The organism is Pseudomonas sp. ADAK2, from assembly GCF_012935755.1.
Lineage (GTDB): Bacteria > Pseudomonadota > Gammaproteobacteria > Pseudomonadales > Pseudomonadaceae > Aquipseudomonas.
In genome coordinates this window covers 2,781,885-2,806,093 of record NZ_CP052862.1, presented here as the reverse complement: position 1 = coordinate 2,806,093, position 24,209 = coordinate 2,781,885, and the positions used below count along the sequence as shown (strand labels likewise).

The following is a 24,209-nucleotide window of genomic DNA, read 5'->3' as shown; positions in this document are numbered from 1 at the left end:
GTGTGCAACTTAAAGATTTGCCTTCACGGGGATGAAGAAATCTTTAACGTTTTCCTGAAAAACCTTTCATGGCTCTTCATTTGTCCGCGCCGCTCTAGCACGCCACTCTTCACCTCAAGCCGATGGCCCGCCGCCACACCTGGCGGCGGCATCGTCGTTCAACTTTCGAGGTGTTTTTCCATGACGCTCAAACCCCTGTTTCTGGTCCCGGGCCTGAGCCTGGTCTGCCTGTTATCGGCGTGTGCCGGGCCGATGCCCAAATCGGACCCGAGCGAAGCCTGGATCGATCTGCAACAACCGGGAAACACCAACGTGCTGGCGGAAAAGATCGATGGCCAGCGTGTTGAAGACGGACGTTATTTCGAGGTCAAGCCCGGCGTCCATCGGCTGGACGTGACGCTGATCCGCGGCACCGATGGCAACTCGGCGGAACCCATTTGCATTGGCCGCCTGGACTACAGCCACTTCCAGGCGGGTGAGCGCTACCAGCTGAATGCGTCCAACGCAGGCTTGTCGGCCAACGCCAGCCTGGTGGACTCCCACGGTAAACAGGTGGCGCAGAGCGACAGTTTTCAGTGCTCGTAGGCTCGCCGTTTCAAGGTTGTTTTTTCATGAAGGAAGGTCATTGCCATGACACTTAAACCCCTGCTGTTGATTCCGGGCCTGAGCCTGGTCTGTCTTTTGTCCGCCTGCGCCGGGCCGATGCCCAAACCCGATCCGGGCATGGCCTGGATCGGGCTTCAGGAAGAGGCGCCCAATGACATGCTGGCCGAACGGGTGGATGGCAAACGTATCGACGACGGTCGCTTCTTCGAAGTGGCCCCTGGCGCCCATGACCTGGCGGTGACGCTGTTCGAGATGCCGAGTGGCGATTCGAACCAGGAAGATTGCGAGGGCAAGGTCAGTTACCCGCAGTTCAAGGCTGGCGAGCATTATCAATTGGTGGAGTCGAGCCTGGGCGAGGAAGTCAGGGCGCGGCTTGAGGATTCACACGGCAAGCAGGTGGCGCAGACTGGTGATTTCCAGTGCATGCCCGGATAGAAATGTTGGCCATGAACCTGTAGCAGCTGCCGAAGCCTGCGTTTGGCGTGTAGCAGCTGCCGAGGCACGAGGCTGCGTTCGGCTGCGCAGCAGTCGTAAAACCTGAGCGCGCGGTCTTCCTGAAAACGCGCCGGTTGATTTCGCGACTGCTTCGCAGCCGAACGCAGCCTCGTGCCTCGGCAGCTGCTACACGCGAAACGCAGCCTCGTGCCTCGGCAGCTGCTACACGCGAAACGCAGCCTCGTGCCTCGGCAGCTGCTACACGCGGAACGCGCTGCTACAAGGGGAGGATATGCCTACAACGGTTCGGCAATCACATACCCCGACCCGCGCATGGTCCGAATCAACGGCGGCCTACCCGGCGGGTCGATCTTCTTGCGCAGACGACCGATGTGCACATCGATCAGGTTGGTGCCAGGGTCGAAGTGATAACCCCAGACCTCTTCGAAAATCATCATCCGCGACAGAATCTGCCCCGGATTGCGCATCATGAATTCCAGCAGTTTGTACTCGGTGGGCAGCAGGCTCAGCGCCTGGTTGGCGCGGTTGGCTTCGTGGCTGATCAGGTCGAGTTCGAGGTCGGCGATGCGCAGGGTGGTTTCGAACGTCTTGGCCGGGCTTTTACGTCGCAGCAACACTTCGACCCGCGCCGCCATCTCGTCGGTGGCAAACGGTTTGGCCAGGTAATCATCACCGCCGGCACGCAGGCCGCGCACCCGTTCATCGACGTCGGAGAGGGCGCTGATCATCAGGATCGGTGTCGCCACGCCAATCGCGCGCAGCGTGGTGACGATGGCCAGGCCATCCAGCTCGGGGAGCATGCGGTCGAGGGTGATCAGGTCGTAATTGCCACTGACCGCGCTCACCAGACCTTCGCGGCCATTGCTCACCCAATCCACTTCAAAGCCGTGGCTTTGCAACTCGGTGACAATTTCCGTGGCGGTCACGGCATCGTCTTCGATGGTCAAGATTCGGGACATGTCGGTTACCTATGAAGAGTTCCGGATGTCGCGATTTTGCCAATAAACGATTGCCGACTTTCTGATGAAAGTTTCATGTGCGATACAAAGGAAATGCGCTAGGCACGATGCCGTTTTAATTTGTAGGAGCAAGGCTTGCCCGCGATGGCGATCTTGAGTACGCCATCGCGGGCAAGCCTTGCTCCTACAGGTCATACAGATAAAACGCGGGGTTCACTGCGTCTTGGGCAACATCGCTTTGAGCTTGGCCATCATGGAGGCAGGCGCATTGGTGATTTTGTTGCTCTGCGGGTCTTTGCTCCCCGAGCCGCTGGTATCAACACCCGCGAGGATTTCCGCGAGGTTATTGAAGTGCCCGTCTTTTTTCTTGCCCCCGGCGACGGCATCGTCCTTGCCGTACTGGGTCAACGCGTCCTGCAAGGTCTGATGCTGGGACAACCATTCGGGTTTGGTCTTTTCCTCGGGGCTCATGTTGTCGAGGAAATTCAGCGCCGCCTTGGCCCGGCCGATCGGGTCGTTGGCGAACGGGTCTTTCCAGTTTTTCTTCTGATCCTCGGGGCCGCTGTAATGACCCGAGGCCAAGCGCTCCTGCTGTTGCATCAGGGCTTTGGCCGCTTCCTGCTCATCGCTGGAAAACTTGCCACCCTCATTGGTAGCCACGGCGTTCAGCGAACGGCGATCCAGGTCGCCCATCAACGCATTCTTGTCTTCAACGCTGCCGCTGTAAGGCTTCTCGCCGGCCTTCATCTGCGCGTACTTGTCGTCCATGCGCTTGCGCGCATCCGCGGCCACTTCCGGGAAGGTCTTGTCCTTGGAACTGGACACCGCACCAGGCTGGGTAACGCCCAGTACCAGGGCATCAGCGTTCATGCCCTTACGCACCGGAAAGAACGGCGTGTTGTTGCCGATCGAACCGCTGTAGTCGGTGGATTTTTTCGAGAGACTGACCGCGTCATCGGTCTTTGCGTCCTTGGCCGCTTGCTCGGTGGCAGCGGTTTTGGCCTTGGCTTGAGCAGCGGCGCTGTAAGCCAGCATCGCAGGGCTGTTGAAGGTTGAGGTGACGTTCATCATCGTCCACTGTCTGGCGTGTATTGATGCTGATACATCGCAAGAACGGTGCCATCTACCGTCATGGCACGTCGGACCTAAGCGGGCAGGGGCTTTTGTAACGGTTCAGACACGTTTTGTACGCGGCAAAAAAACGACATCCTTTGCCAGCAGCGGCAGCTTTTGGCCGCTGCTGGCCAAGTGTCAGTCTTCTTTCTTCATCAACCCGGCCAGCGCCGCGAATGGGTTGTGCGTGGCCTTGGCGACTTTCGGCGTGCTGAGGGAACCTTCGCTGAAGTACTGCTGGTCGGTGTAGCGCGAGTGTTCGTTGTCGTGGCAATACAGGCACAACAGTTCCCAGTTCGAGCCGTCCTGGGGGTTGTTGTCGTGGTTGTGGTCGCGGTGGTGCACGGTCAGTTCGCTCAGGCGCTTGCCGGAAAATTCACGGGCGCAGCGGCCGCACACGTGCGGGTACATCTTCAGGGCCTTGTCGCGGTAACCCATTTCCTTGTCGCGCTGGTTGTCGGCGAGGATGCGATCCAGCTTCGAGGTATTGGTCGGCGTTGACGAACTCATGGGTTCACCTTTGTAAAAGACTAATGACGGTTATGCAGTGAGTTTAGCTCAGCCCTTGAGCTTCTCGGCAATCCAGATCGTGTGGCGCGTGCCTTTGTTGCCATGGGCGAAGACCTGGACTTCCTCGGCCTTGAAACCGGCCTTCTTCAATTTATCGGAAAACTGCTTGTCGGCGCTGGCCGACCACACCGCCAGCACACCCTTGGGGCGCAGGGCCTTGGCGCAGGCGCTGAGGCCGCCGGACGAGTAGAGCCAGCTGTTGGCGCGCTGGGTCAGGCCTTCTGGGCCGTTGTCGACGTCGAGCATGATCGCGTCGAAACCCTGGGGTTCGGCTTGCAGCACCTTGGCCACGTCTTCCATGCGAATCACCGTGCGCGGGTCGAGCAGCGGGTTGCCGGCCTTCTCGCCCAACGGCCCGCGATTCCACTCGACCACGCCGGGCACCAGTTCGGCGACCACCACTTCAGCGGTCTTGCCCAGGTGCTTGAGCGCGGAGGCGAGGGTGAAGCCCATGCCCAGGCCGCCGATCAACACGCGGGAGTTCGGCCGACCAGCGACCTTGCGGCAAGGGATCTCGGCCAGGGCGTCCTCGGAGCCGTGCATGCGGGTGTTCATCAGCTGCCCGCCGTCGCCCCCCTGGATCTTGATGACAAAATCCTCGCCGTATTCGAACAGGCACAGGGCACCGCCGTTTTCAGGGATGGGGGCGGTGTCGAGTAGAACGAAACGTTTCATGGCGGGCTCTTGGAAAAAATTGGCATAAGGCAAACGGACGCGGTTGGGAGTAGCCTGCAAGCAGACAACAAGGCCAACGGAGCCATTGATGAAGCGCACCATTCTAACGGTCATTGCCTTGGCCGCGCTCTCGATAACTGCAGTGCAGGCCCAGGAGCAGCAAATCATCCCCACCAGCCCGGCGCCGATGTCCGGTTCGCCCGGCACCGCGACCCCCACGCCATACCCGCAGATCACCCCCACCAGCGTGCCCCGCACCGGGCCCGGCAGTGGTGGCCCGCCGCTTGTGCCGATCGAAATGCCCAGCCCACCATCCAAGGACCAGCCGTTGCCGGGCCTTGAGCAGAACGGCATGAAAAGCAAATCGCCGGGGGGTTAAACCTGCTGCGAGAGCAGTTGCCCATCCGCCATACGCAGGCGTTTGGACAGGGAGACGGCGAGGGCGCGGATGATCTTGGCGGCGATTTTCGGTGCGTCGTTGAGCATCTTTTCCAGCGAGTCCTTGCCGAGGTTGAGCAACTGGCAATTGCTCGCCGCCACGCAACTGGCCGAGCGCCGCTCGCCATCGAGCACAGCCATTTCGCCGAACGCCCGACCGCTGCGCAGGGTGGCCATGATCACCGTTTGCCCGTCGCTGTTGGTCTTCTGCACCGAGACCTGGCCGGTGTGGATGATGCACATGAAACTGCCAGCATCGCCCTCGTGGAAGATCTCTTCACCCTGGGCGATGGTGCTGATGCTGAAGTAGCCGGAAGCGGCGGCGAAGTCCACCGGCAGCAGTTGATCGAACAGGCCGCAGTCCATCAGCCAGTCGCGAATTTCGTTGTTCAGTAAGGTCGGTTCTGACATGTCGTCACGGTCTTTTTCTTGTGGTCTGGTGCGGGTTCGGGCCTGGTTAATGTTGTCGCCTATCCACGATCCCTTGTAGCAGCTGCCGAGGTACGAGGCTGCGTTCGGCTGCGAAGCAGTCGCAAAACCTGACCGCGCGGTCTTCCTGAAGAAACGCGTCGGCTGATTTCACGACTGCTTCGCAGCCGAACGCAGCCTCGTACCTCGGCAGCTGCTACAGGGATAGCGGGAAGGCCGTGGCCCGGTGTTTGGTCTTAAGACCGAAACACCGAGCCAAGTTCCTCAGGCAATGCCCAAAACCTGGAAAACAAATGCGTATTCGAGGGCTACGTCACGTAATCCCTGATATCGCCCGCTCATCCCGCCATGCCCTGCGCCGAGTTCGGTCTTGAGCAGCAGCGGATTGTCGTCGGTTTTGGTCGCGCGCAATTTTGCCACCCACTTGGCCGCTTCCCAATACTGCACGCGACTGTCGTTGTAGCCGGCGATCACCAACGTGGCCGGATACGCCTGGGCAGTGACGTTTTCGTACGGGGCGTAGGCCTTGATCCGATCATAGACGTCCGGTTCTTCAGGATTACCCCATTCGTCGTATTCGGTGACGGTCAGCGGCAGGTCCGGGTCGAGCATGGTGTTCAGCACGTCGACGAACGGCACCTCGGCAATCGCCGCTGCGAACAACTCCGGACGCTGATTGAGCACCGCGCCGATCAGCAAGCCACCCGCGCTGCCGCCACTGATCGCCAATTGCTGCGAAGTGGTGAAGCCATTGGCGATCAAATGCTCGGCGCAGGCGATGAAGTCGCTGAAGGTGTTGTGCTTGTGTTCCTGCTTGCCGGCGCGGTACCAGGCTTCGCCCAGTTCACCGCCACCGCGCACGTGGGCGATGGCAAATGCCACGCCACGATCCAGCAGGCTCAAGCGGGCGTGGGAGAACCACGGGTCGAGGCTTTCGCCATAGGCGCCGTAGCCGTACAGGTAAAGCGGCGTCGGTTTACCGAGGGCTTCACGTTTGACTACAAGACTGATCGGCACCTGCGTACCGTCCGGCGCGGTCGCCCACAGGCGCTGGCTGACATAGGCATCGGCGTCGAACGGGCCGAGCACCGGGGTTTCCTTCAGCACTTTCTGCTCGCCCGTGGCCAGGTCCAGCTGACGAACCTGTGCCGGGCGGTTCAACGCCTCATAACGCAGGCGGATCTTGTCGCTGACGAATTCCAGGCTGTTTTGCACATGCAGGCTGTAGGCCGCGTCCGGCAATTGCACGCGATAAGGCGCCAGGCCTTGTGGGCGCACCTCGATGATCGGCAAGCCACCTTCACGCAGGCTCAGGGTCACCGCTTCGACATTCAGGCTCAGGCCTTCGAGCATTACCGTGTCGCTGTGGGGGATCAGGTTCTGCCAATCGGCCTCGGTCGGCGCCACGCCGGTATCGGCGGCGGTGTACAGGGCGAAGTTGATGCCGTCGCGGTTGCTGCGGATGAACCAGGTCCATTGGCCATCGAGCGCGCCGTGATCGACGTCGTATTCGTGGTCTTCGACCCGTGGCGCCAGGCAAGTAAAGGCCAGGTGCGGCTGGAAAGCATCGAGCACCCAGACTTCACTGGTGGTCTTGCTGCCCAGGGACAGCAGCAGTTGCTGTTCGGAGCTGGAGCGGTAGCAATGCAGGAAGAATCGTCCGTCTGGCTCATGGAACACTTCTTCGGCGGCTGTACCGTCGAGGCGATAGCGCATCAATTTGTGCGGGCGATGGGTGTCGTCCAGTTCGCCGAAGAACAACGTCAGGCTGTCGTTGGCCCAGGTCATGCTGCCGTCGCAATCTTCGAACTCCAGTTCGCTGACACGGCCGCTGGACAATTCCTTCACGAACAGCGTGTAAATCTCATCGCCCGTGGTGTCGAGGCTGTAGCCCAGGCGCTGGTGATCCGGGCTGATGCTGAAGGCGCCGAGGGAGAAGAAGCCGCCATTGGCGAGCTCGTTCGGGTCCAGCAGCAGTTGTTCCTGGCTTTCGTCGATGTGCAGGCTGTCATCGGCCGGGCGCGGGCAGCGGTAATGGCGAGCGTATTCATCGCCCGCCGTGGTGCGGGTGTAATACAGGAACGGCCCCCACGGCGAGGGCAGGGACAGGTCGGTTTCGAGAATCCGGCCCTTGATCTCTTCGAACAGGGTTTCGCGCAATCCGGCCTGATCGGCGGTTTGTGCCTCTTGATAGCTGTTTTCGGCCTTCAGGTAGTCGAGCACCGCGTCGGTGTCGCGCTCCTGGAGCCAGGCATACGGGTCAACCCCTTCGGCCTTGCGGGCAATCGGGGCGCTGGTGACGTTGGCGGTTAAGGGCATGAAAGGCTCTCGGACGATGACAAATGATGGCCCGGCAGACGGCGAGGCAGCCTGACGCGCGAAAAGTCGTTACTATAAGCGCCTCTTTGCCTGCCTTGCCATGGACACCATGACCGAGAACGACTATCTGATCGCTTGGGGCCTCTACGCCTTTGCCGCTTTAGGCTGCCTGTTGGTGTGGATGCGCCTGACCCGCTGGATGTGGCGCTACCTGCGTGAGCCACTGCGGCTGCTCATGGCGGTGTTGCTGTTCAGCCCGACCATCATCGACCCGGTGAAGGAAAAGGTTGCCCCGGCCATTGCCATCACCGCCCTGGACCTGGCGTTCAAGGTGGGCAACAACGCCTGGCGGGCAATTTCCGACCTGTTCATGTACGGCATGATCGCCTTCGGCCTGTACCTGATTCTGGTGCTGATCCGCTGGCCGATCGAACGCGCTGCCGCGGCCCGCAAGGAACAGGCCGCCGCCAACAAGGCTGCGATCAAGCCCGACGACTATGAAGACGATCAACCGTTCGGCGTCGCCGGCGATGATCGCTACGGCCGTCCGCCAATCCCGAACAACCCCCAGCGTTCGCGCATCGAACCGCGTTTGTAACCTTGCCCCAGCGCTGAAGCGAGAGTCCGAGCATGTGTGAGTTATTGGGCATGAGCGCCAATGTCCCGACCGATATCGTGTTCAGCTTCACCGGGCTGATGCAGCGCGGCGGGCGTACCGGGCCGCACCGTGACGGTTGGGGCATCGCCTTTTATGAAGGTCGTGGGCTGCGTCTGTTCCAGGACCCGGCTGCCAGCAGTGAGTCCGAAGTGGCTAACCTGGTGCAACGCTACCCGATCAAGAGCGAAGTGGTGATCGGGCACATCCGCCAGGCCAACGTCGGCAAGGTCTGCCTGTCCAACACCCACCCCTTCGTGCGCGAGCTGTGGGGCCGCAACTGGTGTTTCGCCCACAACGGCCAGCTCGCGGACTTTGAACCGATCAAGAGTTTCTACCGCCCGGTCGGCGATACCGACAGCGAAGCGGCGTTCTGCGATTTGCTCAATCGGGTACGCGCGGCGTTCCCGGAGCCGGTAGAAATCGAAGAATTGCTGCCGGACCTGGTGGCCGCCTGCGCCGAATACCGCAGCAAAGGCGTGTTCAATTGCCTGCTCAGCGACGGCGACTGGCTGTTCTGCTATTGCTCGACCAAACTGGCGCAAATCACCCGTCGCGCGCCGTTCGGCCCGGCACGCTTGAAGGACGTCGATGTGATCGTCGACTTTCAGGCCGAAACCACGCCCAACGACGTGGTCACGGTGATCGCCACCGAACCCTTGACCGAAAACGAAACCTGGACCCGCTACGAACCGGGCCAATGGAGCCTCTGGCGACGCGGCGAATGCGTCAGCCAGGGCAAGACCGAATAAGGACTTACCCCATGTTGCTCAGTTATCTACGGCTGGTGTTGTTTGCGGCGGGCCTGTTGATCGGTGTCCAGGTGCCGGGGTTTATCAGCGACTACGGCAAGCGGGTCGAAGCGCACCTGATTGAAGCGCAGGCCGGGTTGCGCGGCTTCCAGGGCACGGCTAATGAATTTTTCAAGGGCGATATGCAGGCGTTGGTCGCGCATTACCGTGCCAGCGAAGACCCGATTTTTCGCAGCGACGCGGACAGCCTGAGCACCTTGCTCACCCGTCAGGTATCCCTGGATAAGCAGTACCAGGCGATGCAAGGCCCGTGGTACATCCGCTTCCTGCAAGTGGCGCTGGCGGCGGATCCGGACATTCGCAAGGAAACCTGGGACGGCTATAGCTACCAGATTTTGCTGACCCCGGAAGCGATGATCTGGGGCATGAGCGGCGCGCTGCTGCTGTCATTCGGCATTGAATGCCTGTTCCGGTTGATCGACTGGGTGGTGCTGGGCGGCAAACGCCTGCGCCAGAGCCGGCCGATTGAAGATCGGGATGTGCGCGGGCTCTAAAACCAAAGCACAGGCCTGTGTAGCAGCTGCCGAGGCACGAGGCTGCGTTCGGCTGCGAAGCAGTCGTAAAACCAGAACACGCGGTTTTACTTACACCCCCCGTAGCCTTATTTCACGACTGCTTCGCAGCCGAACGCAGCCTCGTGCCTCGGCAGCTGCTACGAGGATTCAGCCAGCAAGGATGATGTAACCCTCACCCACCTTGCGCGCATACCCCTCCAGCACCTGCTGACTCAACGTCACAATCTCCTCGACCCATTCCACCCCGACCCGCCACGACACCACTACTTGCAAGTTCGGTGGCCGCTGGTCGATGGCCAGCAAGGTCAATTCCCCCCGCGCCAGCTCTTCAGCCACCAGCACCGGCGGCAACGCACCGATACCAAAGCCATCGCGCAGCAACCGGGTAATCGCCGACACCGAGTTCACGCAATTCAAGCGTGGCGTCATCACGCCATTGGCCTGCATCAACGCCAGAATGTCCTGATGCGGATGGGAGTTTTTCGAATAGGTGATGATCCGCTCACGAGCCAGGTCGACCACGCCTGAATATTCGCGGTTGTAGATCGAATTGCTGGCGACGATCCAGCCCATCGGATGGCTGGCCAGTTCCAGGCTGCGCACGCTTTCCTGGCGCAGCAGGTCGGTTTGCAGGATCAGGTCGAGAAAGCCTTTTTGCAGCTGATCGCAGAGGTTCAGCGAGGTATCGGCCACCAGCTCGATTTCCACCAACGGATAGTGATCCATCATCTGCGCCACCAACGGGCTGAGCCAGGTGTGAATCACCGTGTCCATCACCCCGATGCGCACCCGCCCGACCTTGCTTGAACGGGTCTCGATCGACTGCTTCAGCGCCTGCATGGTGTCCATCATATGCTCGGCGTATTCGAGCACTTTCAAGCCTTCCGGGGTCAGGCTCACGCCCCGGGAATCGCGCAGGAACAGCTTCACCCCCAGCTCGCTTTCGAGCACGGCGATGCGGCTGGAAATCGATGCCTGGGTGGTGAAGAGCTTGTCCGCGGTCAGGCGAAAACTCTTCAGTCGCGCGACCCAGACAAAGGTCTCTAGGAACTTCAGGTTCATGTAATCAACTTTTTCTTATGCCTAGGCCGGGTTTTTATTAGTTGGACGCAGCAGGGCCGGGCGCCCAAAAATCAGGCCATCCGGTTCCCACGATAGGCGTCGTCGGGGCTCAGAACAATACCAATAAAATTAGCACGGAGATTCGCCATGAGTGCGCCCGACACCACCGCCATCCCCAAGGCCACGGCTCGCCCCGGACCTTTCGACTGGTATCGCAACATCAACAAACAGGAACGCCGCACGTTCTGGAGCTGCAAGATCGGCTATGGCCTGGACGGCATGGACACCCAGATGCTCAGCTTCGTGGTGCCGACCCTGATTGCCATGTGGGGCATTACCACCGGCGAAGCGGGGCTGATCCACACCAGCACCCTGATTGCCTCGGCCATCGGCGGCTGGGTGGCGGGGATTCTGTCCGACCGCATCGGCCGCGTGCGCACCCTGCAACTGACCGTGTTGTGGTTCGCGTTCTTCACCTTCCTCTGCGGCTTCGCGCAAAACTACGAACAACTGCTGATCAGCCGCACCTTGATGGGCTTCGGTTTCGGCGGTGAGTGGACGGCCGGCGCGGTGCTGATGGGCGAAGTGATTCGTGCCAAGGACCGCGGCAAAGCGGTGGGCATGGTGCAATCCGGTTGGGCGCTGGGCTGGGGGCTGACGGCGATTCTGTATGCGCTATTGTTCTCGGTGTTGCCGCCGGAAGACGCCTGGCGTGCGCTGTTCATCCTTGGCATCGTCCCGGCGATTTTCGTGATTTTCGTCCGCCGCCTGGTCAAGGACCCGGAGATCTACCGCGAAGCCAAAGCCAAGGAAGAACCGAGTAACCCGGCGAAGTTCTACGAGATCTTCGCCCCGGGCATCCTCTTCACCACGATTCGCGCTTCGGTGCTGACCACGGGGGCACTCGGCGGTTACTACGCAATTACCTCGTGGCTGCCGACCTTCCTGAAGAACGAGCGCGGTTTGAGCGTACTCGGCACCGGCGGTTATCTGGCGATGGTGATCGTCGGTTCCTACGTCGGCTATGTCATCAGCGCCTATTTGACCGACATCCTCGGGCGCAAGAAGAACTTCATTCTGTTCGCCGTCGGCTCGTTCACCATCGTTTTGCTCTACACCCAATTGCCGGTCAGTAACGGCGTGATGCTGTGGCTGGGCTTCCCGCTGGGCTTCTTTGCCTCGGGGATTTTCAGCGGCATGGGCGCGTTTTTGACTGAGCTGTTTCCAACGCGGATTCGCGGCTCGGGCCAGGGTTTTTGCTACAACATCGGCCGGGCGCTGGCGGCGTTGTTCCCACTGTTTATCGGTTTGCTCAGCCAGAAAGTACCGCTGAGCGTCGGCATCGGGGCGTTTGCGGCGGTGTCCTACGGGGTGGTGATCCTGGCGGCGTTGAGCCTGCCGGAGACCCGTGGCAAGCAACTCGAAGCCGAGTAACTGATAATCTGCCGGGCATGTTGTACAAGAATGTCCCGGCAGTAAAAAAAGAATATGCCTACAGGAGTGTTCACCGTGAGCCGCCTGCTATTGAACTGCGACATCGGCGAGAGTTTCGGCAACTGGACCATGGGTCTGGACGCCGAGGTCATGCCCTTCATTGATTGCGCCAACATCGCTTGCGGCTTCCATGCCGGCGACCCGAGCATCATGCGCAAGACCGTCAGCCTGGCCCTGAGCCACGGCGTACAGATCGGCGCGCACCCGGCCTATCAGGACCTGGTCGGCTTCGGCCGGCGTTCCATGGCTTATACCGCCCAGGAACTGCAAGACATTCTGCATTACCAGATTGGCGCCCTCGACGGCATTTGCCGGGCCCAGGGCGGCAAGGTCAGCTACGTCAAACCCCACGGCGCGATGTACAACGACATGATGGCCAACCCGGCGCAATTGCGCGCGGTGATCCAGGCCGTGGCCGCCTATGACCGCACGTTGCCGCTGATGCTGATGGCCACCCGCGACAACAGCGCCGCGCAGCAATTGGGCGATGAATACGGCGTGACCCTGTGGTTCGAAGCCTTCGCCGACCGCGCCTACGACAGCGCTGGCATGCTGGTCTCGCGGCAACTGCCGGGGGCGGTGCACCACGATCCGGAAAAAATCATCGAGCAAGCGCTGATCATCGCCCGTGGCGACCACCTCACCGCCAATGACGGCAGCGCCTTGCATCTGCAGGCCAACACCCTGTGCGTCCATGGCGACAACGCCAGTTCGGTGGCGGCCGTGCGGCGGATCCGCGAGGCCTTGAACCAGCAGAGCGCGTCATGAAACCACGGGTGGAAGTGGTCGCGCTGGACTGCCTGATGGTGCGTCTGTTCGATGAAATCGCCGAAGCGAACATGCCGTGGATGCTCGCCGCCAGCGAAAGCCTGCGCGCTGCGTTCGGCGGGCATTTGATCGATCTGGTGCCGTCTTATACGACGTTGATGGTGCATTACGATCTGACCGCGCTGAGCCCGGCCCAGGCGCGGGAATTGATTGCCGAGGCCTTGATTGATCTGTCGCCCAACGCCAGTACCAGCGGCAAGTGTCATATACTGCCGGTCTGGTATGACTTGAGCGTCGGCCCCGAATTGAGCCTGTTATCCCAGCGCAGCGGCTTGTCGATGGACGAAGTGATCCGCCGTCACAGCGAGCGTGAATATCAGGTGTTCGCGCTGGGCTTCGCGCCGGGTTTTGCCTTTATGGGGTTGGTAGAGGAAATCCTCGCCGCGCCGCGTCTGAACACCCCGCGCAAGAAAGTCGCGGCGGGCAGCGTCGGCATTGCCGAGCGGCAAACCGCCGCTTATCCGGTGGTGTCCCCCGGCGGCTGGAACCTGATCGGCCGCACCCCGGCCAAACTGTTCGACCGCGAACGCGACGGTTATAGCTTGATGCAACCGGGAGACACGGTGCGCTTCGAAGCCGTCAGTCATGCCGAATTCATCAATCTGGGCGGTGACGACACGCCACTGGAGGCCCAGGCATGAGCCGTCTGAAAATTGAGGCAAGTACGCCGCTGTGCCTGTTGCAGGACGCGGGCCGATTCGGCGTGCGGCACCTGGGCGTGACCCAGGGCGGCGGGCTGGATTGGCGGTCGATGTCGTGGGCCAATTGGCTGCTCGGTAATGGGCTGGATGCGCCGGTGATCGAAATCACCCTTGGCGGGTTCACCGTGGTGGCTGAAGAGGATTGCGTGCTGGCATTGGCTGGAGCGGATCTGTGTGCGCAAGTGGATGGCGAGGCGCCTGCGCCGTGGCGCAGTTTTCGGCTGCATAAAGGACAGCGATTGCAATTTACGCAGCCACTGCTTGGCGCACGGGCGTATCTCGCCGCGCCGGGCGGGTTTGATGCGCCGAAAGTGTTAGGCAGCAGCGCGACGGTGGTCCGCGAAGAACTCGGCGGACTCGATGGCATGGGCCGACCGTTGGCCAAGGATGCGCAACTGAGCTATTCCGGCAGTGCATTAATCCTGTTGCGGGAGTTACCGCAAGATCAGATTCCGGATTTCAAAGTCGATGCACCGCTGGACTTGGTGCTTGGTGCGCAGATTGGTGCGTTCAGCGGGCAAAGCCTGTTCGACGCTTTCAACAGCGCCTGGGTGTTGGACAGTCGTGCCGACCGCATGGGCATTCGCCTGCTGGGCACACCTCTGGAATACCAGGGCCAACCGATGATCTCCGAAGGCATCCCGCTGGGCGCGGTGCAAGTGCCGCCAGACGGGCAGCCGATTGTGTTGCTCAATGATCGGCAGACCATTGGCGGCTATCCACGATTGGGCGCGTTGACGCCGTTGGCACTGGCGCGGCTGGCGCAGTGCCTGCCGGGGGCGAAGGTGCGGTTGCGGCCGGTGGTGCAGGACGTGGCGCATCGGGAGCAGGTCGCTTATTTGCGACAGTTTGCTTCACGGTGATCGTTCCCACGCTCTGCGTGGGAATGCCGCCCGGGACGCTCCGCGTCCCTGTGACGCGGAGCGTCACCTGATGCATTCCCACGCGGGAGCGTGGGAACGATCAGCGTACTACTTGGAAAGAAACCGCATCCCTTCTTCCAACCCGCGCAACGTCAGCGGATACATCTGGTCCTCAATCAAGTCCCGCACGATGTTGGTCGAGGAGGTATAGCCCCAGGTGTCTTTCGGGTACGGGTTGATCCAGATGAGCTTCTTGTATTTCTCCATGAAGCGCTGCATCCACAGGTAGCCCGGTTCTTCGTTCCAGTGCTCGACGCTGCCGCCGGCCTGGGTGATTTCGTAGGGCGCCATGGCGGCGTCGCCGATGAAGATCACTTTGTAGTCGGCGCCGTACTTGTGCAGCAGGTCCTGGGTCGAGAAACGCTCGGAGGTGCGGCGCATGTTGTTCTTCCACACCGACTCGTACACGAAGTTGTGGAAGTAGAAGTACTCCAGGTGTTTGAACTCGGTCTTGCAGGCCGAGAACAACTCTTCGCAGATCTTCACGTGAGCGTCCATCGAGCCGCCGATGTCGAACAGCAGCAACAGCTTGACGGTGTTGCGCCGCTCCGGCCGCATCTGGATGTTCAGCAACCCGGCATCGCGGGCGGTGTGGTCGATGGTGCCGTCGATGTCCAGTTCTTCCGCCGCGCCTTGGCGGGCGAATTTGCGCAGTCGGCGCAGGGCGACCTTGATGTTTCGCGTGCCCAGTTCCACCGAATCGTCGAGGTTCTTGTACTCGCGCTGGTCCCAGACCTTGACCGCTTTGCCCTGGCGCTTGCCGGCATCGCCGACCCGAATGCCTTCCGGGTTGAAGCCGCCGGAGCCGAATGGGCTGGTGCCGCCGGTGCCGATCCATTTATTGCCGCCGGCGTGGCGTTCTTTCTGTTCTTCCAGGCGTTTCTTGAATTCTTCGATCAGCTTGTCGAGGCCGCCAAGGGACTGGATCTGCGCCCGCTCTTCATCGCTCAGGGAACGCTCGAATTCCTTGCGCAACCAGTCTTCGGGAATCAACGCCTGAAGGTGATCGTCGAGTTTTTCCAGGCCGTTGAAGTAGGCACCGAAGGCGCGGTCGAACTTGTCGAAATGCTTTTCGTCCTTCACCAGGATCGCCCGGGACAGGTAATAAAACTCGTCCGTGTCGGCGAAGACCACGCGCTGTTTCAGCGCGTTGATCAAGTCCAGCAGCTCACGCACCGAGACCGGCACCTTGGCGGCGCGCATTTCATTAAACAGGTTGAGCAGCATGGCGATCAGCCTCTTAGCGGGTGCCGCGACGGCTCATGAACGCCAGGCGCTCAAGCAATTGCACGTCCTGTTCGTTCTTCACCAAAGCGCCGGCCAGCGGCGGGATGGCCTTGGTCGGATCGCGTTCGCGCAGCACCGCTTCGCCGATGTTGTCGGCCATCAGCAGTTTCAGCCAGTCCACCAGTTCCGAAGTTGAAGGCTTCTTCTTCAGGCCCGGCACCTTGCGCACGTCGAAGAACACATCCAGCGCTTCGCTGACCAGGTCTTTCTTGATGTTCGGGTAATGCACGTCGACGATCCGCTGCATCGTGGTGCGATCCGGGAACGCGATGTAGTGGAAGAAGCAGCGGCGCAAGAAGGCGTCCGGCAGCTCTTTCTCGTTGTTGGAGGTAATGATGATGATCGGGCGAACCTTGGCCTTGATGGTCTCGTCGATCTCGTAAACGTAGAACTCCATCTTGTCGAGTTCTTGCAGCAAGTCGTTGGGGAATTCGATGTCGGCCTTGTCGATCTCGTCGATCAGCAGAATCACCCGCTCCTCGGACTCGAAGGCTTCCCACAGCTTGCCCTTCTTCAGGTAGTTGCGAACGTCGTGGACCTTCTCGGTGCCCAGTTGAGAATCGCGCAAGCGGCTGACCGCGTCGTACTCGTACAGGCCCTGATGCGCCTTGGTGGTGGACTTGATGTGCCAGGTGATCAACTTGGCGCCAAGGGACTCGGCCAATTGCTCGGCAAGCATGGTCTTGCCCGTGCCCGGCTCGCCCTTGACCAGCAGCGGACGCTCCAGGGTGATGGCGGCGTTGACCGCCAGCTTCAGGTCATCGGTGGCGACGTAGGCCTGGGTGCCTTCGAACTTCATCTGCTAATCCTCGAACGGTAACGCCGACCTGAACGGGGCAGGGCGGGACGCAATATTTATGATGCCCCGACTATAACGCGCTGCCCGGTCGACTGTGAACGCAGACGGGTTATTCAGTCTCTGAATGGGGCGTCACATCTTGACTCAGTCTCGGCGCAAGGCCAGCATTCAGGTATCGCCGATTTGGCGATAGGCTTTGCGGCATGTCAATTCTCGAAAGGCTGGAAACGATGTTACCCATGAAACGACCCCGGTTGACGGCTGTAAAGGCGCTGCCGGGATACCGCCTGGCACTGACCTTTATAGACGGCCAACAACTGACACTGGATTTGAGCCGCGATTTGTACGCCTACCCGGGATTGCAACCGTTGCTTGAAGCTCACGTCTTTGACGGTGCGGCCCTTGGCGATGATGGCTGGACGGTGGAGTGGGACGAGCCGGATATTCAAATTGGCGCGGACACGTTGTATCTGGACGCGCTCTCGCAAAACGCTACGGATGAAAACACCCGTATCTTCATCGACTGGCGCGCTCGCACCGGATTGCCCTTGAATCAGGCCGCCGAAGCGCTGGGGGTCAGTGCTCGCAGTATCAGCCGCTACAGCAGCGGACGCGAAGCGGTGCCGCGTTCACTGGCATTGGCCTGCCTGGGTTGGGATTCCTTGCAGCAACGGCCTTCGGCTTTGGCGGCAGCCGAGGAGACCGGTCGTTACATCGTCATCCGTAAAAACTAGCCCGCATCCGGCTTCGGCTGTTCATACCGCGCATTGAACGCCTGGACAAAACCATTGCGCAAAATCTGCAAAAACGCCTGGAACGCGCTGATATCTTGCTGATGCACGCTGCCACTGAGTTCAACTCGGGTAGCGAATTGGTTCTTGCGCTGGTTTTTCAGCACGGTTTCGGTGCTGCCGACGATGGCTTCCCAGACCGAGCGCAAGATCCCTTTGTTCTTGTTCTCGACGTCCTGCTGCCAATTGAATACTTCGACATCCCGCAGCAACGGTTTGATGTAGCCCTTGAGCTGGCCCTTGTTGGCTTCGGCTTCGATCACCACGTCACCGTGGCCGGCGTTGAAGTCGAATTTGCCGTAGGCCGAGGCGAAGTCGTTCATGCGTTTGAGTTCGATGTCCTTGGCCCGCAGGCGGAATTCGAAGTCTTCGAAGTTACTCAGCGGATCGAAGGTGGCAGTGGTTTCCAGCGGGGCATGGCCCAACAGCAGGGCCTTGCCTTCGAAACGGGCGTCGCGCTTGCCTTCGGTGTCGACCACGTTGGTCAGGTTAAAAAGGCTGGCGTTGACCTGGGTGGCGTTCATGTTCACCGGCGGGCTGGAGTTGAAGTTGCGAAAGGTGATTTTGCCGTCGTTGATCCGCACTTCGTTCAAGGTGATCGGCAGCAATTTGCTCAATTGCGCGCGCCAGTCAGTGCCGCGACCGGTCTGGGAGTTCTGTTTGTTGGCGCCGCCATCGACGAAGTTCACTTCCGGGTTGATGAACTGCACCTCGGCCACCACGGCATGGTCGTACCACAGGGAGTGCCAGCTGACCGAAAGGTCGATCAGCGGCGCGTTGACGAAAGGCACCGGGACCTTGCCGTCGACCTTGACGATCTTCAGCCCGTTGATCTTGTAGGCGCCGCGCCATAAGGCCAGGTCCACGTCGACAACCTGGCCACGGTAGTCGCCCATGTCCGCCAGTTTGTCATTGAGGTAGTTGCGCACCAGGTAGGGCAGGGCGATGTCCAGCGCCACCAACAACACAACGAGGCCGGCGAGGGTCCACAGGGGCCAACTGTATCGACGCTTCATGATGGCAATTCCTTGGCGATGTAAAGCCATTGACTGCTGGCGCCGGCGGACGTTCGACCTGACTGGACGACCCTCGGCAACAGGCATACCTTGGACAGCTAATTCAACGCTGCATAAGGACCCAGCCATGAGCCGTATTTTCGCTGACAACGCCCATTCCATTGGCAATACGCCGCTGGTACAGATCAATCGCATCGCGCCGCGCGGCGTGACCATCCTGGCCAAGATCGAGGGGCGCAACCCCGGTTATTCGGTCAAGTGCCGGATCGGCGCGAACATGATCTGGGACGCCGAAAGCACCGGTAAACTCAAGCCTGGCATGACCATCGTCGAGCCGACGTCGGGTAACACCGGCATCGGCCTGGCCTTTGTGGCCGCCGCCCGTGGCTACAAGCTGATGCTGACCATGCCGGCGTCGATGAGTATCGAGCGGCGCAAGGTGCTCAAGGCGTTGGGGGCTGAGCTGGTGCTGACCGAGCCGGCCAAGGGCATGAAAGGCGCGATTGAAAAGGCGGCGGAAATTCTCGCCAGCGACCCGGCCAAGTACTTCATGCCGGCGCAATTCGAAAACCCGGCCAACCCGGCCATCCACGAAAAGACCACCGGCCCGGAAATCTGGAACGACACCGACGGTGCGGTCGATGTGCTGGTGGCCGGCGTCGGAACGGGCGGAACCATCACCGGTGTTTCGCGGTATATCAAGAATACCCAGGGCAAACCGATTATCTCGGTGGCCGTGGAGCCAGTGTCGTCGCCGGTCATTACCCAGAAGCTGGCCGGTGAAGAGATCAAGCCGAGCCCGCACAAGATTCAGGGCATTGGTGCCGGTTTTGTGCCGAAAAACCTCGATTTATCGATTGTCGATCGGGTCGAGCTGGTAACCGATGACGAATCCAAGGCCATGGCCCTGCGCCTGATGCAGGAAGAAGGGATTTTGTGCGGTATCTCTTGCGGTGCGGCGATGGCTGTGGCGGTACGCCTGGCCGAAACCCCGGAAATGCAGGGCAAGACGATTGTGGTGATCCTGCCGGACTCGGGCGAGCGTTATCTGTCGAGCATGTTGTTCAGTGATCTGTTTACCGAGGCGGAGAACCATCAATAAAAAAATTGAAATATCGCAGCCTTCGGCAGCGCTTACGCCGATCGGGTTTTTCTGTAGGCGCTGCCGCAGGCTGCGATGTTTTGATCTTGATGATTCAGGTCAGCCTTCGTTCAGGAACCTTATGTTAATAAGTGCTTTGTTGCGCAATCCTTAACACTGTTTGTTCAGATATGTGGGTTTTTCCCCGGTCCGGTAGTGGGTATCATGGCCGGCTGCCACGTCGGGTAAATGGCGCGGTGCAAAGTTGCTTATTTTCAAGGAGTCGTTGATGACCTTTTCCCTGGCCGCGAAAGCGTCGGTGTTGCTGTTATTCCTCGGCAGTACGCTCTACGTGCATTTGCGCGGCAAGGCACGGTTGCCGGTCCTGCGTCAGTTCGTCAACCATTCGGCGCTGTTCGCACCCTACAACGCCCTGATGTACCTGTTCTCCGGCGTGCCGTCCAAACCCTACCTGGATCGCAGCAAGTTCCCGGAACTGGATGTGCTGCGAGACAACTGGGAAGTCATCCGCGACGAAGCCATGCACCTGTTCGACGAGGGCTACATCCGCGCCGCCGAAAAGAACAACGACGCCGGTTTCGGCTCATTCTTCAAGAAAGGCTGGAAGCGTTTCTATCTCAAGTGGTACGACAAACCTTTGCCCTCGGCCGCAGCCCTGTGTCCGAAAACCGTGGCGCTGGTCAGCAGCATCCCCAATGTCAAAGGCGCGATGTTTGCCTTGTTGCCGGGCGGCAGCCATCTCAACCCGCACCGCGACCCGTTCGCTGGCTCCCTGCGTTATCACCTGGGACTGTCGACGCCGAACTCCGACGATTGCCGCATCTTTGTCGACGGTCAGGTCTACGCCTGGCGCGATGGCGAAGACGTGATGTTCGACGAAACCTATGTGCACTGGGTCAAGAACGAAACCGAAAAGACCCGGGTCATCCTGTTCTGCGATATCGAGCGGCCGCTGAGCAACCGCATCATGACCCGCATCAATCGCTGGGTCAGCGGCCTGCTGGGCCGCGCCACCGCGCCACAGAACCTTGATGATGAGCGCGTCGGCGGGATCAACCAGGTTTACGCCTGGAGCAAGAATTCCACCGACAAGTTCAGCGGCGTGATCAAACAATGGAAACGCCGTCACCCCAAGGCCTACCGCGTACTGCGGCCGGTGCTGGCGGTGGTGGTGCTGACGTTGTTGGGGTATTGGTTGTTTGGTTAAAACCGGCTCATGAACAAAAAAACCGCTCTGTGATGAGCGGTTTTTTTATGCCGAGCAGATCGTGCACAAAGCGCCACAAACCGACACAAGCCGTTAAACTCCCTTCCGGCGGTACGGCCATGAACCACAGGCTTTTCCCTTGGCTGGCTCGCGCACTCCCTCAATGAAGGCGCAGCACATCTGCAGTGTGCTGACATACACCCCATGGAATAGGCGACTCCCCTTGAATCAATCCCTCAAGCCCGGCGAAAACACGACCCTCAGCCTGCCCAAAGGGCATGTCGTGGTCACCCATGCGGCCGGCGACAACCTGGACGTTAACCTCACGGCCTTCCTGGTCACCGAAACCGGCAAGGTGACGAACGACAGCGACATGGTGTTCTTCAACGCCCCGGAACACGCGTCCGGTGCCGCCATGTTCATCGCCCCGGTCACGCAGAGCGCCACCGTCAGCCACCGTATCGGCTTTGATCTGTCGCGCCTGCCGGCCAGTATCACCAAGATCGCCATCACCCTGACCCAAGATGGCAGCGCTGGCGGTTTTGCGGCGGTCAAGGACCTGCGTGCCCAAGTGGTGGTCGGCGATCAGGTGCTGGAACTCGCGCCCGGATCGTTCTCCCAAGAGACGGGCATCATCGTGCTGGAGTTGTACGTTCGAAACGGCCAGATGAAGGCGCGCTCAGTGTGGCAGGGGTTCGCTTCGGGCCTGTCCGGGCTCTGCGGTCTCTACGGGATTGAGGTCGACGACGCGCCTGCCCCGGCAGCGGCCCCGACTCCCGCGGCCAAACCAGTCAATATCGTCAAATCGGTCATCACCCTCGACAAGCCAGGCACCAGCCACAAAGTGTCCCTGGAAAAAGGCCCGACCGCACCGAAGGTCATCCGGGTCAGCGCGACCTGGGTGGACAACGGCGATGGCGAGGACAACGACGACCTCGACCTGCGGATCGGCATCCTGCGCCCGGACGGACGGATGTCCATCATCCAGGCGCCCGACAAGAGCGGCGCCTTTGACATCGACCCTTTCGTGTTCCACACCGGCGACGTGGTCAGCGCCAGTGCGTCGGCGCCGGGCATCGAAACGGTCGAAATCAACCCGGCCATCTCCCAGCGCATGGGCGGCAAGGTCGCGCTGGTCTGCAGCGTTTATTCCGCGGTGGACAACGGCGCCGTTTCGGTGGCGTCGCTGAAACCGAAAATGCGCATGGAATATGGCGACCAGATCGTCGAATGCGCCTTTGAGTTCAAGGACGGTTTTTTCAGCAGCGCGATCTACACCTACGTGATCGGCCTGATCGAAATCGACCTGGATCACATTGAGCTGAGCCCGTCCGGCAAGACTTCCAAGAGCACCAGCGAAGCCACCCCTTGGCTGTCGCGCAAGGGTGACAAACTGGAGATCACCATGGATGGCCCCGCTGTGTTCAAAGGCCATCCGCCGGAAAACAGCGGCAACAAACGTTACGTCTGAGTCCCTGTGACGGGCGCGTGGCACTCATCGAGTCGCCACGCGCCTGCAAGCTTGCCGGACCTTTTCGGCAAGTCGTTGCAATCTGTGTCCAGCGCTGGTTATAGTCGGCACTCGGTGGTCTTGCGACACACCGTTCTTCCTCTCAAAAAAGATCAGCCCATGCCTGCATCCCACATCAACGCGGTAGTCGATTCAGCGGTCAACGCTGGCGTCGTGCCGTGCGGGATCCAGCAGCCTGCGCAGATCAGTCATTACCCCCCTCCTGTCAACAGCACGCCGGTGTGCGCGGTCGTATCACCGCCAGGCGTTGGCATTTCGGGCTGATCAGCTTTCTCTGCTGTTCCCCCATGCCCGTCTGAAAAAACGACTGAACTTCAGCTTCGGCTGAGTTGGCTTTTTTGCCTGATGACAGGTGGTATTCATGTTTGTCCTTTCGAAAAAAACCGCGCTCGCGGCGGCGTCCACGAGCCTGTTCGTCCTGCTGTGGAGCAGCGGGGCGATCTTCTCCAAATGGGGCCTGGCCCACGCCTCACCGTTTGCCTTTCTGTTGATCCGCTTCACCATCGCCCTGTGCGGGTTGCTGCTGTTGATGCCGTTGCTCAAGCTGAAACAGCCCAAGGGCGGCAAGCCGATGCTGTATGCGATGGCCACGGGCGTGGTGCTGCTGGGGGCTTATCAGATTTTCTATCTGCTGGCCCTGGACCTGAAAGTCACGCCGGGCGTGATGGCGACAATCATGGGCGTGCAGCCGATCCTCACCGTGGTGATCATGGAGCGTCAGCGCTCGGCCAGCCGTATGTTCGGCCTGGCGCTGGGGTTGGCCGGGTTGATCATGGTGGTTTACCAAGGCATCGGCCTGGCCGGGATGTCGCTGGCCGGGATGCTCTTCGGGTTGTTGGCGCTGGCGAGCATGACCTTTGGTTCGATCATGCAGAAACGCATCACCGACAATCCCCTCGGCACGCTGCCGGTGCAGTACCTGGCCGGGCTGTTGCTGTGCGGGGTCTTCGTGCCGTTCCAACCGTTTCATTTCGAACACAGCACAGGCTTTATCGTGCCGGTGTTGTGGATGGGCCTGGTGGTGTCGGTGTTGGCGACGTTGCTGCTGTATCGGCTGATTGCCCGGGGCAACCTGGTGAACGTCACCAGTTTGTTTTACCTGGTGCCGGCGGTGACGGCGGTGATGGATTACCTGATCTTTGGTAATCGGCTGGCGTTGTTGAGCGTGCTTGGGATGTTGCTGATCATTGTGGGATTGGTGTTTGTGTTCCGTCAGTCGCGCTAACGCTGACGGGTGGTCCTACAGCGAACCTGTGCGCTGTCGCGGCGGCGCACAACTTTCCAAGACGTTTCCTACGAAGTACCCTGTTGCCGCGTTTCGGCATCGACCTCTATAGTTTGGGCTCGCGGAAAATCCCGCGAATGACCTTGGCCGGTCGAGCATCCAAAACGCATCAGCGTCATTGTTCAGGCATTTTCATGCCTGGATGTCGTGTTATGGCAGCTGTGCTCGGGACATCTTCGGGTGTGCCGGTTTGATGGGTGCCGGTCGGCCAACCCGTACACAGCTGCCACCTTTTTCGTTTGGCCGCGGACGAGAGGTAGCCCTATTTGGAGTTTTACCCATGCTCGAAGTAATGCCGCGTTACCTTCCCATCGATACCTACGACGCCGACCACCCGGTGCTCTACATCAACACCCACCGAGAAATCAGCGACATCGCCGCCTGCGCGATGCACCGCTTCACCGTGATCCGCGACCTGACCGACACCCTGACCAGCCTCAACCTCACCGGCATTTCCGACGGCGACCTGACCCGCGTCACCCGCGCCGTCCACCTGCTGGCCCGCGAAGGCTGCGCCATGCTCAACGTGGTCCAGGCCCGGGCGCGGCAGCGCGAGGACGGCTACAAAGCGGCGATATAGCGACCCACTGTTGATTAACCCTGTAGGAGCTGCCGAAGGCTGCTCCTACGGGGGCA

Annotated in this window: 26 protein-coding genes; 16 read left to right on the top strand and 10 right to left on the bottom strand. The window is 60.4% G+C overall.

Translation table 11 applies throughout. The features are described 5' to 3' along the window. Positions 1–180 precede the first annotated feature (180 nt). Positions 181–585 carry a PA0061/PA0062 family lipoprotein gene (locus HKK52_RS13050; protein ID WP_169371154.1) on the top strand — a complete coding sequence of 135 codons (405 nt, stop codon included), beginning with the start codon at positions 181–183 and terminating at the stop codon, positions 583–585. 45 nt (positions 586–630) lie between these two features. After that, positions 631–1,041 (top strand): PA0061/PA0062 family lipoprotein, encoded by a 411-nt coding sequence (locus HKK52_RS13045; RefSeq protein WP_169371153.1) that lies wholly within the window; start codon positions 631–633, stop codon positions 1,039–1,041. A gap of 296 nt (positions 1,042–1,337) precedes the next feature. Here the strand turns inward: HKK52_RS13045 and HKK52_RS13040 are convergent, their stop codons facing one another. The 4 genes from HKK52_RS13040 to HKK52_RS13025 all read right to left on the bottom strand — a co-directional run bounded on the left by HKK52_RS13040 (position 1,338) and on the right by HKK52_RS13025 (position 4,379). Beyond that, a complete protein-coding gene (locus tag HKK52_RS13040; protein WP_169371152.1) occupies positions 1,338–2,021 on the bottom strand; it encodes a response regulator transcription factor in 684 nt (227 codons plus the stop codon). 213 nt (positions 2,022–2,234) lie between these two features. Next, the gene (locus HKK52_RS13035; RefSeq protein WP_169371151.1) at positions 2,235–3,089 is read right to left on the bottom strand and encodes a hypothetical protein; all 855 of its coding nucleotides are present in this window, start codon (positions 3,087–3,089) and stop codon (positions 2,235–2,237) included. Between the two features lie 183 nt (positions 3,090–3,272). Next, positions 3,273–3,644: a YajD family HNH nuclease gene (locus HKK52_RS13030; RefSeq protein WP_133839269.1), complete on the bottom strand. Its 372-nt coding sequence runs from the start codon at positions 3,642–3,644 to the stop codon at positions 3,273–3,275. A gap of 48 nt (positions 3,645–3,692) precedes the next feature. Continuing rightward, positions 3,693–4,379 carry a spermidine synthase gene (locus HKK52_RS13025; RefSeq protein ID WP_123410584.1) on the bottom strand — a complete coding sequence of 229 codons (687 nt, stop codon included), beginning with the start codon at positions 4,377–4,379 and terminating at the stop codon, positions 3,693–3,695. Between the two features lie 88 nt (positions 4,380–4,467). Here HKK52_RS13025 and HKK52_RS13020 point away from each other — a divergent pair, with 88 nt between their 5' ends. Next, entirely contained in the window at positions 4,468–4,758 is a 291-nt protein-coding gene (locus HKK52_RS13020; RefSeq protein WP_169371150.1) for a hypothetical protein, read from the top strand. Here the strand turns inward: HKK52_RS13020 and HKK52_RS13015 are convergent. Then, positions 4,755–5,228, bottom strand: coding sequence for a cyclic nucleotide-binding domain-containing protein (locus HKK52_RS13015; protein ID WP_133839266.1), 474 nt, complete (start codon positions 5,226–5,228; stop codon positions 4,755–4,757). The genes HKK52_RS13020 and HKK52_RS13015 overlap by 4 nt on opposite strands. A gap of 282 nt (positions 5,229–5,510) precedes the next feature. Further along, positions 5,511–7,565 carry a S9 family peptidase gene (locus HKK52_RS13010; protein WP_169371149.1) on the bottom strand — a complete coding sequence of 685 codons (2,055 nt, stop codon included), beginning with the start codon at positions 7,563–7,565 and terminating at the stop codon, positions 5,511–5,513. Positions 7,566–7,665: 100 nt separating this feature from the next. On the opposite strand from HKK52_RS13010, the gene HKK52_RS13005 reads away from it, so the two are divergent. Genes HKK52_RS13005 through HKK52_RS12995 form a run of 3 tightly spaced genes read left to right on the top strand, consistent with a single transcriptional unit; the run spans position 7,666 to position 9,526 of the window. Further along, a complete protein-coding gene (locus HKK52_RS13005; RefSeq protein ID WP_169371148.1) occupies positions 7,666–8,163 on the top strand; it encodes an MFS transporter in 498 nt (165 codons plus the stop codon). A gap of 32 nt (positions 8,164–8,195) precedes the next feature. Next, entirely contained in the window at positions 8,196–8,972 is a 777-nt protein-coding gene (locus HKK52_RS13000) for a class II glutamine amidotransferase (protein WP_123507702.1), read from the top strand. Between the two features lie 11 nt (positions 8,973–8,983). Next, positions 8,984–9,526: a DUF2937 family protein gene (locus HKK52_RS12995; RefSeq protein WP_169371147.1), complete on the top strand. Its 543-nt coding sequence runs from the start codon at positions 8,984–8,986 to the stop codon at positions 9,524–9,526. Positions 9,527–9,694: 168 nt separating this feature from the next. Here HKK52_RS12995 and HKK52_RS12990 read toward each other — a convergent pair whose 3' ends face one another. Beyond that, on the bottom strand, positions 9,695–10,609 hold the full coding sequence (locus tag HKK52_RS12990) for a LysR family transcriptional regulator (RefSeq protein WP_169371146.1): 915 nt from the start codon (positions 10,607–10,609) through the stop codon (positions 9,695–9,697). A gap of 147 nt (positions 10,610–10,756) precedes the next feature. On the opposite strand from HKK52_RS12990, the gene HKK52_RS12985 reads away from it, so the two are divergent. The 4 genes from HKK52_RS12985 to HKK52_RS12970 all read left to right on the top strand — a co-directional run bounded on the left by HKK52_RS12985 (position 10,757) and on the right by HKK52_RS12970 (position 14,495). Next, a complete protein-coding gene (locus tag HKK52_RS12985; protein WP_169371145.1) occupies positions 10,757–12,043 on the top strand; it encodes an MFS transporter in 1,287 nt (428 codons plus the stop codon). Positions 12,044–12,118: 75 nt separating this feature from the next. Then, positions 12,119–12,871 (top strand): 5-oxoprolinase subunit PxpA, encoded by a 753-nt coding sequence (locus HKK52_RS12980; protein WP_169371144.1) that lies wholly within the window; start codon positions 12,119–12,121, stop codon positions 12,869–12,871. Continuing rightward, on the top strand, positions 12,868–13,572 hold the full coding sequence (gene pxpB / locus HKK52_RS12975; RefSeq protein ID WP_169371143.1) for a 5-oxoprolinase subunit PxpB: 705 nt from the start codon (positions 12,868–12,870) through the stop codon (positions 13,570–13,572). Before HKK52_RS12980 ends, pxpB begins: the two co-directional genes overlap by 4 nt. Then, positions 13,569–14,495 (top strand): biotin-dependent carboxyltransferase family protein, encoded by a 927-nt coding sequence (locus tag HKK52_RS12970; RefSeq protein ID WP_169371142.1) that lies wholly within the window; start codon positions 13,569–13,571, stop codon positions 14,493–14,495. The genes pxpB and HKK52_RS12970 overlap by 4 nt, the downstream gene beginning before the upstream one ends. 108 nt (positions 14,496–14,603) lie before the next feature. Here the strand turns inward: HKK52_RS12970 and HKK52_RS12965 are convergent, their stop codons facing one another. Continuing rightward, entirely contained in the window at positions 14,604–15,782 is a 1,179-nt protein-coding gene (locus HKK52_RS12965; protein ID WP_169371141.1) for a vWA domain-containing protein, read from the bottom strand. A gap of 13 nt (positions 15,783–15,795) precedes the next feature. Further along, positions 15,796–16,641, bottom strand: coding sequence for an AAA family ATPase (locus tag HKK52_RS12960; RefSeq protein WP_169371140.1), 846 nt, complete (start codon positions 16,639–16,641; stop codon positions 15,796–15,798). Between the two features lie 230 nt (positions 16,642–16,871). Here HKK52_RS12960 and HKK52_RS12955 point away from each other — a divergent pair, with 230 nt between their 5' ends. Beyond that, entirely contained in the window at positions 16,872–17,375 is a 504-nt protein-coding gene (locus HKK52_RS12955) for a DUF2442 domain-containing protein (protein WP_169371139.1), read from the top strand. Here HKK52_RS12955 and HKK52_RS12950 read toward each other — a convergent pair. Continuing rightward, complete coding sequence (locus HKK52_RS12950; protein ID WP_169371138.1) at positions 17,372–18,448, bottom strand: DUF748 domain-containing protein; 1,077 nt, start codon at positions 18,446–18,448, stop codon at positions 17,372–17,374. The genes HKK52_RS12955 and HKK52_RS12950 overlap by 4 nt on opposite strands. 127 nt (positions 18,449–18,575) lie before the next feature. Between HKK52_RS12950 and cysK the strand changes: the two genes are divergently transcribed. From cysK to HKK52_RS12925, 5 genes are all read left to right on the top strand, one after another. Then, on the top strand, positions 18,576–19,550 hold the full coding sequence (gene cysK / locus HKK52_RS12945; RefSeq protein WP_123507729.1) for a cysteine synthase A: 975 nt from the start codon (positions 18,576–18,578) through the stop codon (positions 19,548–19,550). 268 nt (positions 19,551–19,818) lie between these two features. Continuing rightward, positions 19,819–20,757, top strand: a complete 939-nt coding sequence (locus tag HKK52_RS12940) for an aspartyl/asparaginyl beta-hydroxylase domain-containing protein (RefSeq protein ID WP_169371137.1) — start codon at positions 19,819–19,821, stop codon at positions 20,755–20,757. Between the two features lie 223 nt (positions 20,758–20,980). Further along, positions 20,981–22,228: a TerD family protein gene (locus HKK52_RS12935; protein WP_169371136.1), complete on the top strand. Its 1,248-nt coding sequence runs from the start codon at positions 20,981–20,983 to the stop codon at positions 22,226–22,228. Between the two features lie 421 nt (positions 22,229–22,649). Then, a complete protein-coding gene (locus HKK52_RS12930; protein ID WP_169371135.1) occupies positions 22,650–23,513 on the top strand; it encodes a DMT family transporter in 864 nt (287 codons plus the stop codon). 340 nt (positions 23,514–23,853) lie between these two features. Beyond that, on the top strand, positions 23,854–24,153 hold the full coding sequence (locus HKK52_RS12925) for a hypothetical protein (protein ID WP_169371134.1): 300 nt from the start codon (positions 23,854–23,856) through the stop codon (positions 24,151–24,153). Positions 24,154–24,209 lie beyond the last annotated feature (56 nt).

Bases quoted from the DNA above. Each gene is read 5' to 3' on its own strand.
- HKK52_RS13015 (WP_133839266.1), bottom strand. From the start codon at position 5,228: ATGTCAGAACCGACCTTACTGAACAACGAAATTCGCGACTGGCTGATG.
- HKK52_RS13005 (WP_169371148.1), top strand. From the start codon at position 7,666: ATGGACACCATGACCGAGAACGACTATCTGATCGCTTGGGGCCTCTAC.
- HKK52_RS12965 (WP_169371141.1), bottom strand. From the start codon at position 15,782: ATGCTGCTCAACCTGTTTAATGAAATGCGCGCCGCCAAGGTGCCGGTC.
- pxpB (WP_169371143.1), top strand. From the start codon at position 12,868: ATGAAACCACGGGTGGAAGTGGTCGCGCTGGACTGCCTGATGGTGCGT.
- HKK52_RS12970 (WP_169371142.1), top strand. From the start codon at position 13,569: ATGAGCCGTCTGAAAATTGAGGCAAGTACGCCGCTGTGCCTGTTGCAG.
- HKK52_RS13040 (WP_169371152.1), bottom strand. From the start codon at position 2,021: ATGTCCCGAATCTTGACCATCGAAGACGATGCCGTGACCGCCACGGAA.
- HKK52_RS13000 (WP_123507702.1), top strand. From the start codon at position 8,196: ATGTGTGAGTTATTGGGCATGAGCGCCAATGTCCCGACCGATATCGTG.
- HKK52_RS12960 (WP_169371140.1), bottom strand. From the start codon at position 16,641: ATGAAGTTCGAAGGCACCCAGGCCTACGTCGCCACCGATGACCTGAAG.
- HKK52_RS13010 (WP_169371149.1), bottom strand. From the start codon at position 7,565: ATGCCCTTAACCGCCAACGTCACCAGCGCCCCGATTGCCCGCAAGGCC.
- HKK52_RS12995 (WP_169371147.1), top strand. From the start codon at position 8,984: ATGTTGCTCAGTTATCTACGGCTGGTGTTGTTTGCGGCGGGCCTGTTG.
- HKK52_RS12940 (WP_169371137.1), top strand. From the start codon at position 19,819: ATGACCTTTTCCCTGGCCGCGAAAGCGTCGGTGTTGCTGTTATTCCTC.
- HKK52_RS12990 (WP_169371146.1), bottom strand. From the start codon at position 10,609: ATGAACCTGAAGTTCCTAGAGACCTTTGTCTGGGTCGCGCGACTGAAG.
- HKK52_RS12930 (WP_169371135.1), top strand. From the start codon at position 22,650: ATGTTTGTCCTTTCGAAAAAAACCGCGCTCGCGGCGGCGTCCACGAGC.
- HKK52_RS13025 (WP_123410584.1), bottom strand. From the start codon at position 4,379: ATGAAACGTTTCGTTCTACTCGACACCGCCCCCATCCCTGAAAACGGC.
- HKK52_RS13020 (WP_169371150.1), top strand. From the start codon at position 4,468: ATGAAGCGCACCATTCTAACGGTCATTGCCTTGGCCGCGCTCTCGATA.
- HKK52_RS13030 (WP_133839269.1), bottom strand. From the start codon at position 3,644: ATGAGTTCGTCAACGCCGACCAATACCTCGAAGCTGGATCGCATCCTC.
- HKK52_RS12950 (WP_169371138.1), bottom strand. From the start codon at position 18,448: ATGAAGCGTCGATACAGTTGGCCCCTGTGGACCCTCGCCGGCCTCGTT.
- cysK (WP_123507729.1), top strand. From the start codon at position 18,576: ATGAGCCGTATTTTCGCTGACAACGCCCATTCCATTGGCAATACGCCG.
- HKK52_RS13035 (WP_169371151.1), bottom strand. From the start codon at position 3,089: ATGAACGTCACCTCAACCTTCAACAGCCCTGCGATGCTGGCTTACAGC.
- HKK52_RS12955 (WP_169371139.1), top strand. From the start codon at position 16,872: ATGTTACCCATGAAACGACCCCGGTTGACGGCTGTAAAGGCGCTGCCG.
- HKK52_RS12985 (WP_169371145.1), top strand. From the start codon at position 10,757: ATGAGTGCGCCCGACACCACCGCCATCCCCAAGGCCACGGCTCGCCCC.
- HKK52_RS13045 (WP_169371153.1), top strand. From the start codon at position 631: ATGACACTTAAACCCCTGCTGTTGATTCCGGGCCTGAGCCTGGTCTGT.
- HKK52_RS12925 (WP_169371134.1), top strand. From the start codon at position 23,854: ATGCTCGAAGTAATGCCGCGTTACCTTCCCATCGATACCTACGACGCC.
- HKK52_RS13050 (WP_169371154.1), top strand. From the start codon at position 181: ATGACGCTCAAACCCCTGTTTCTGGTCCCGGGCCTGAGCCTGGTCTGC.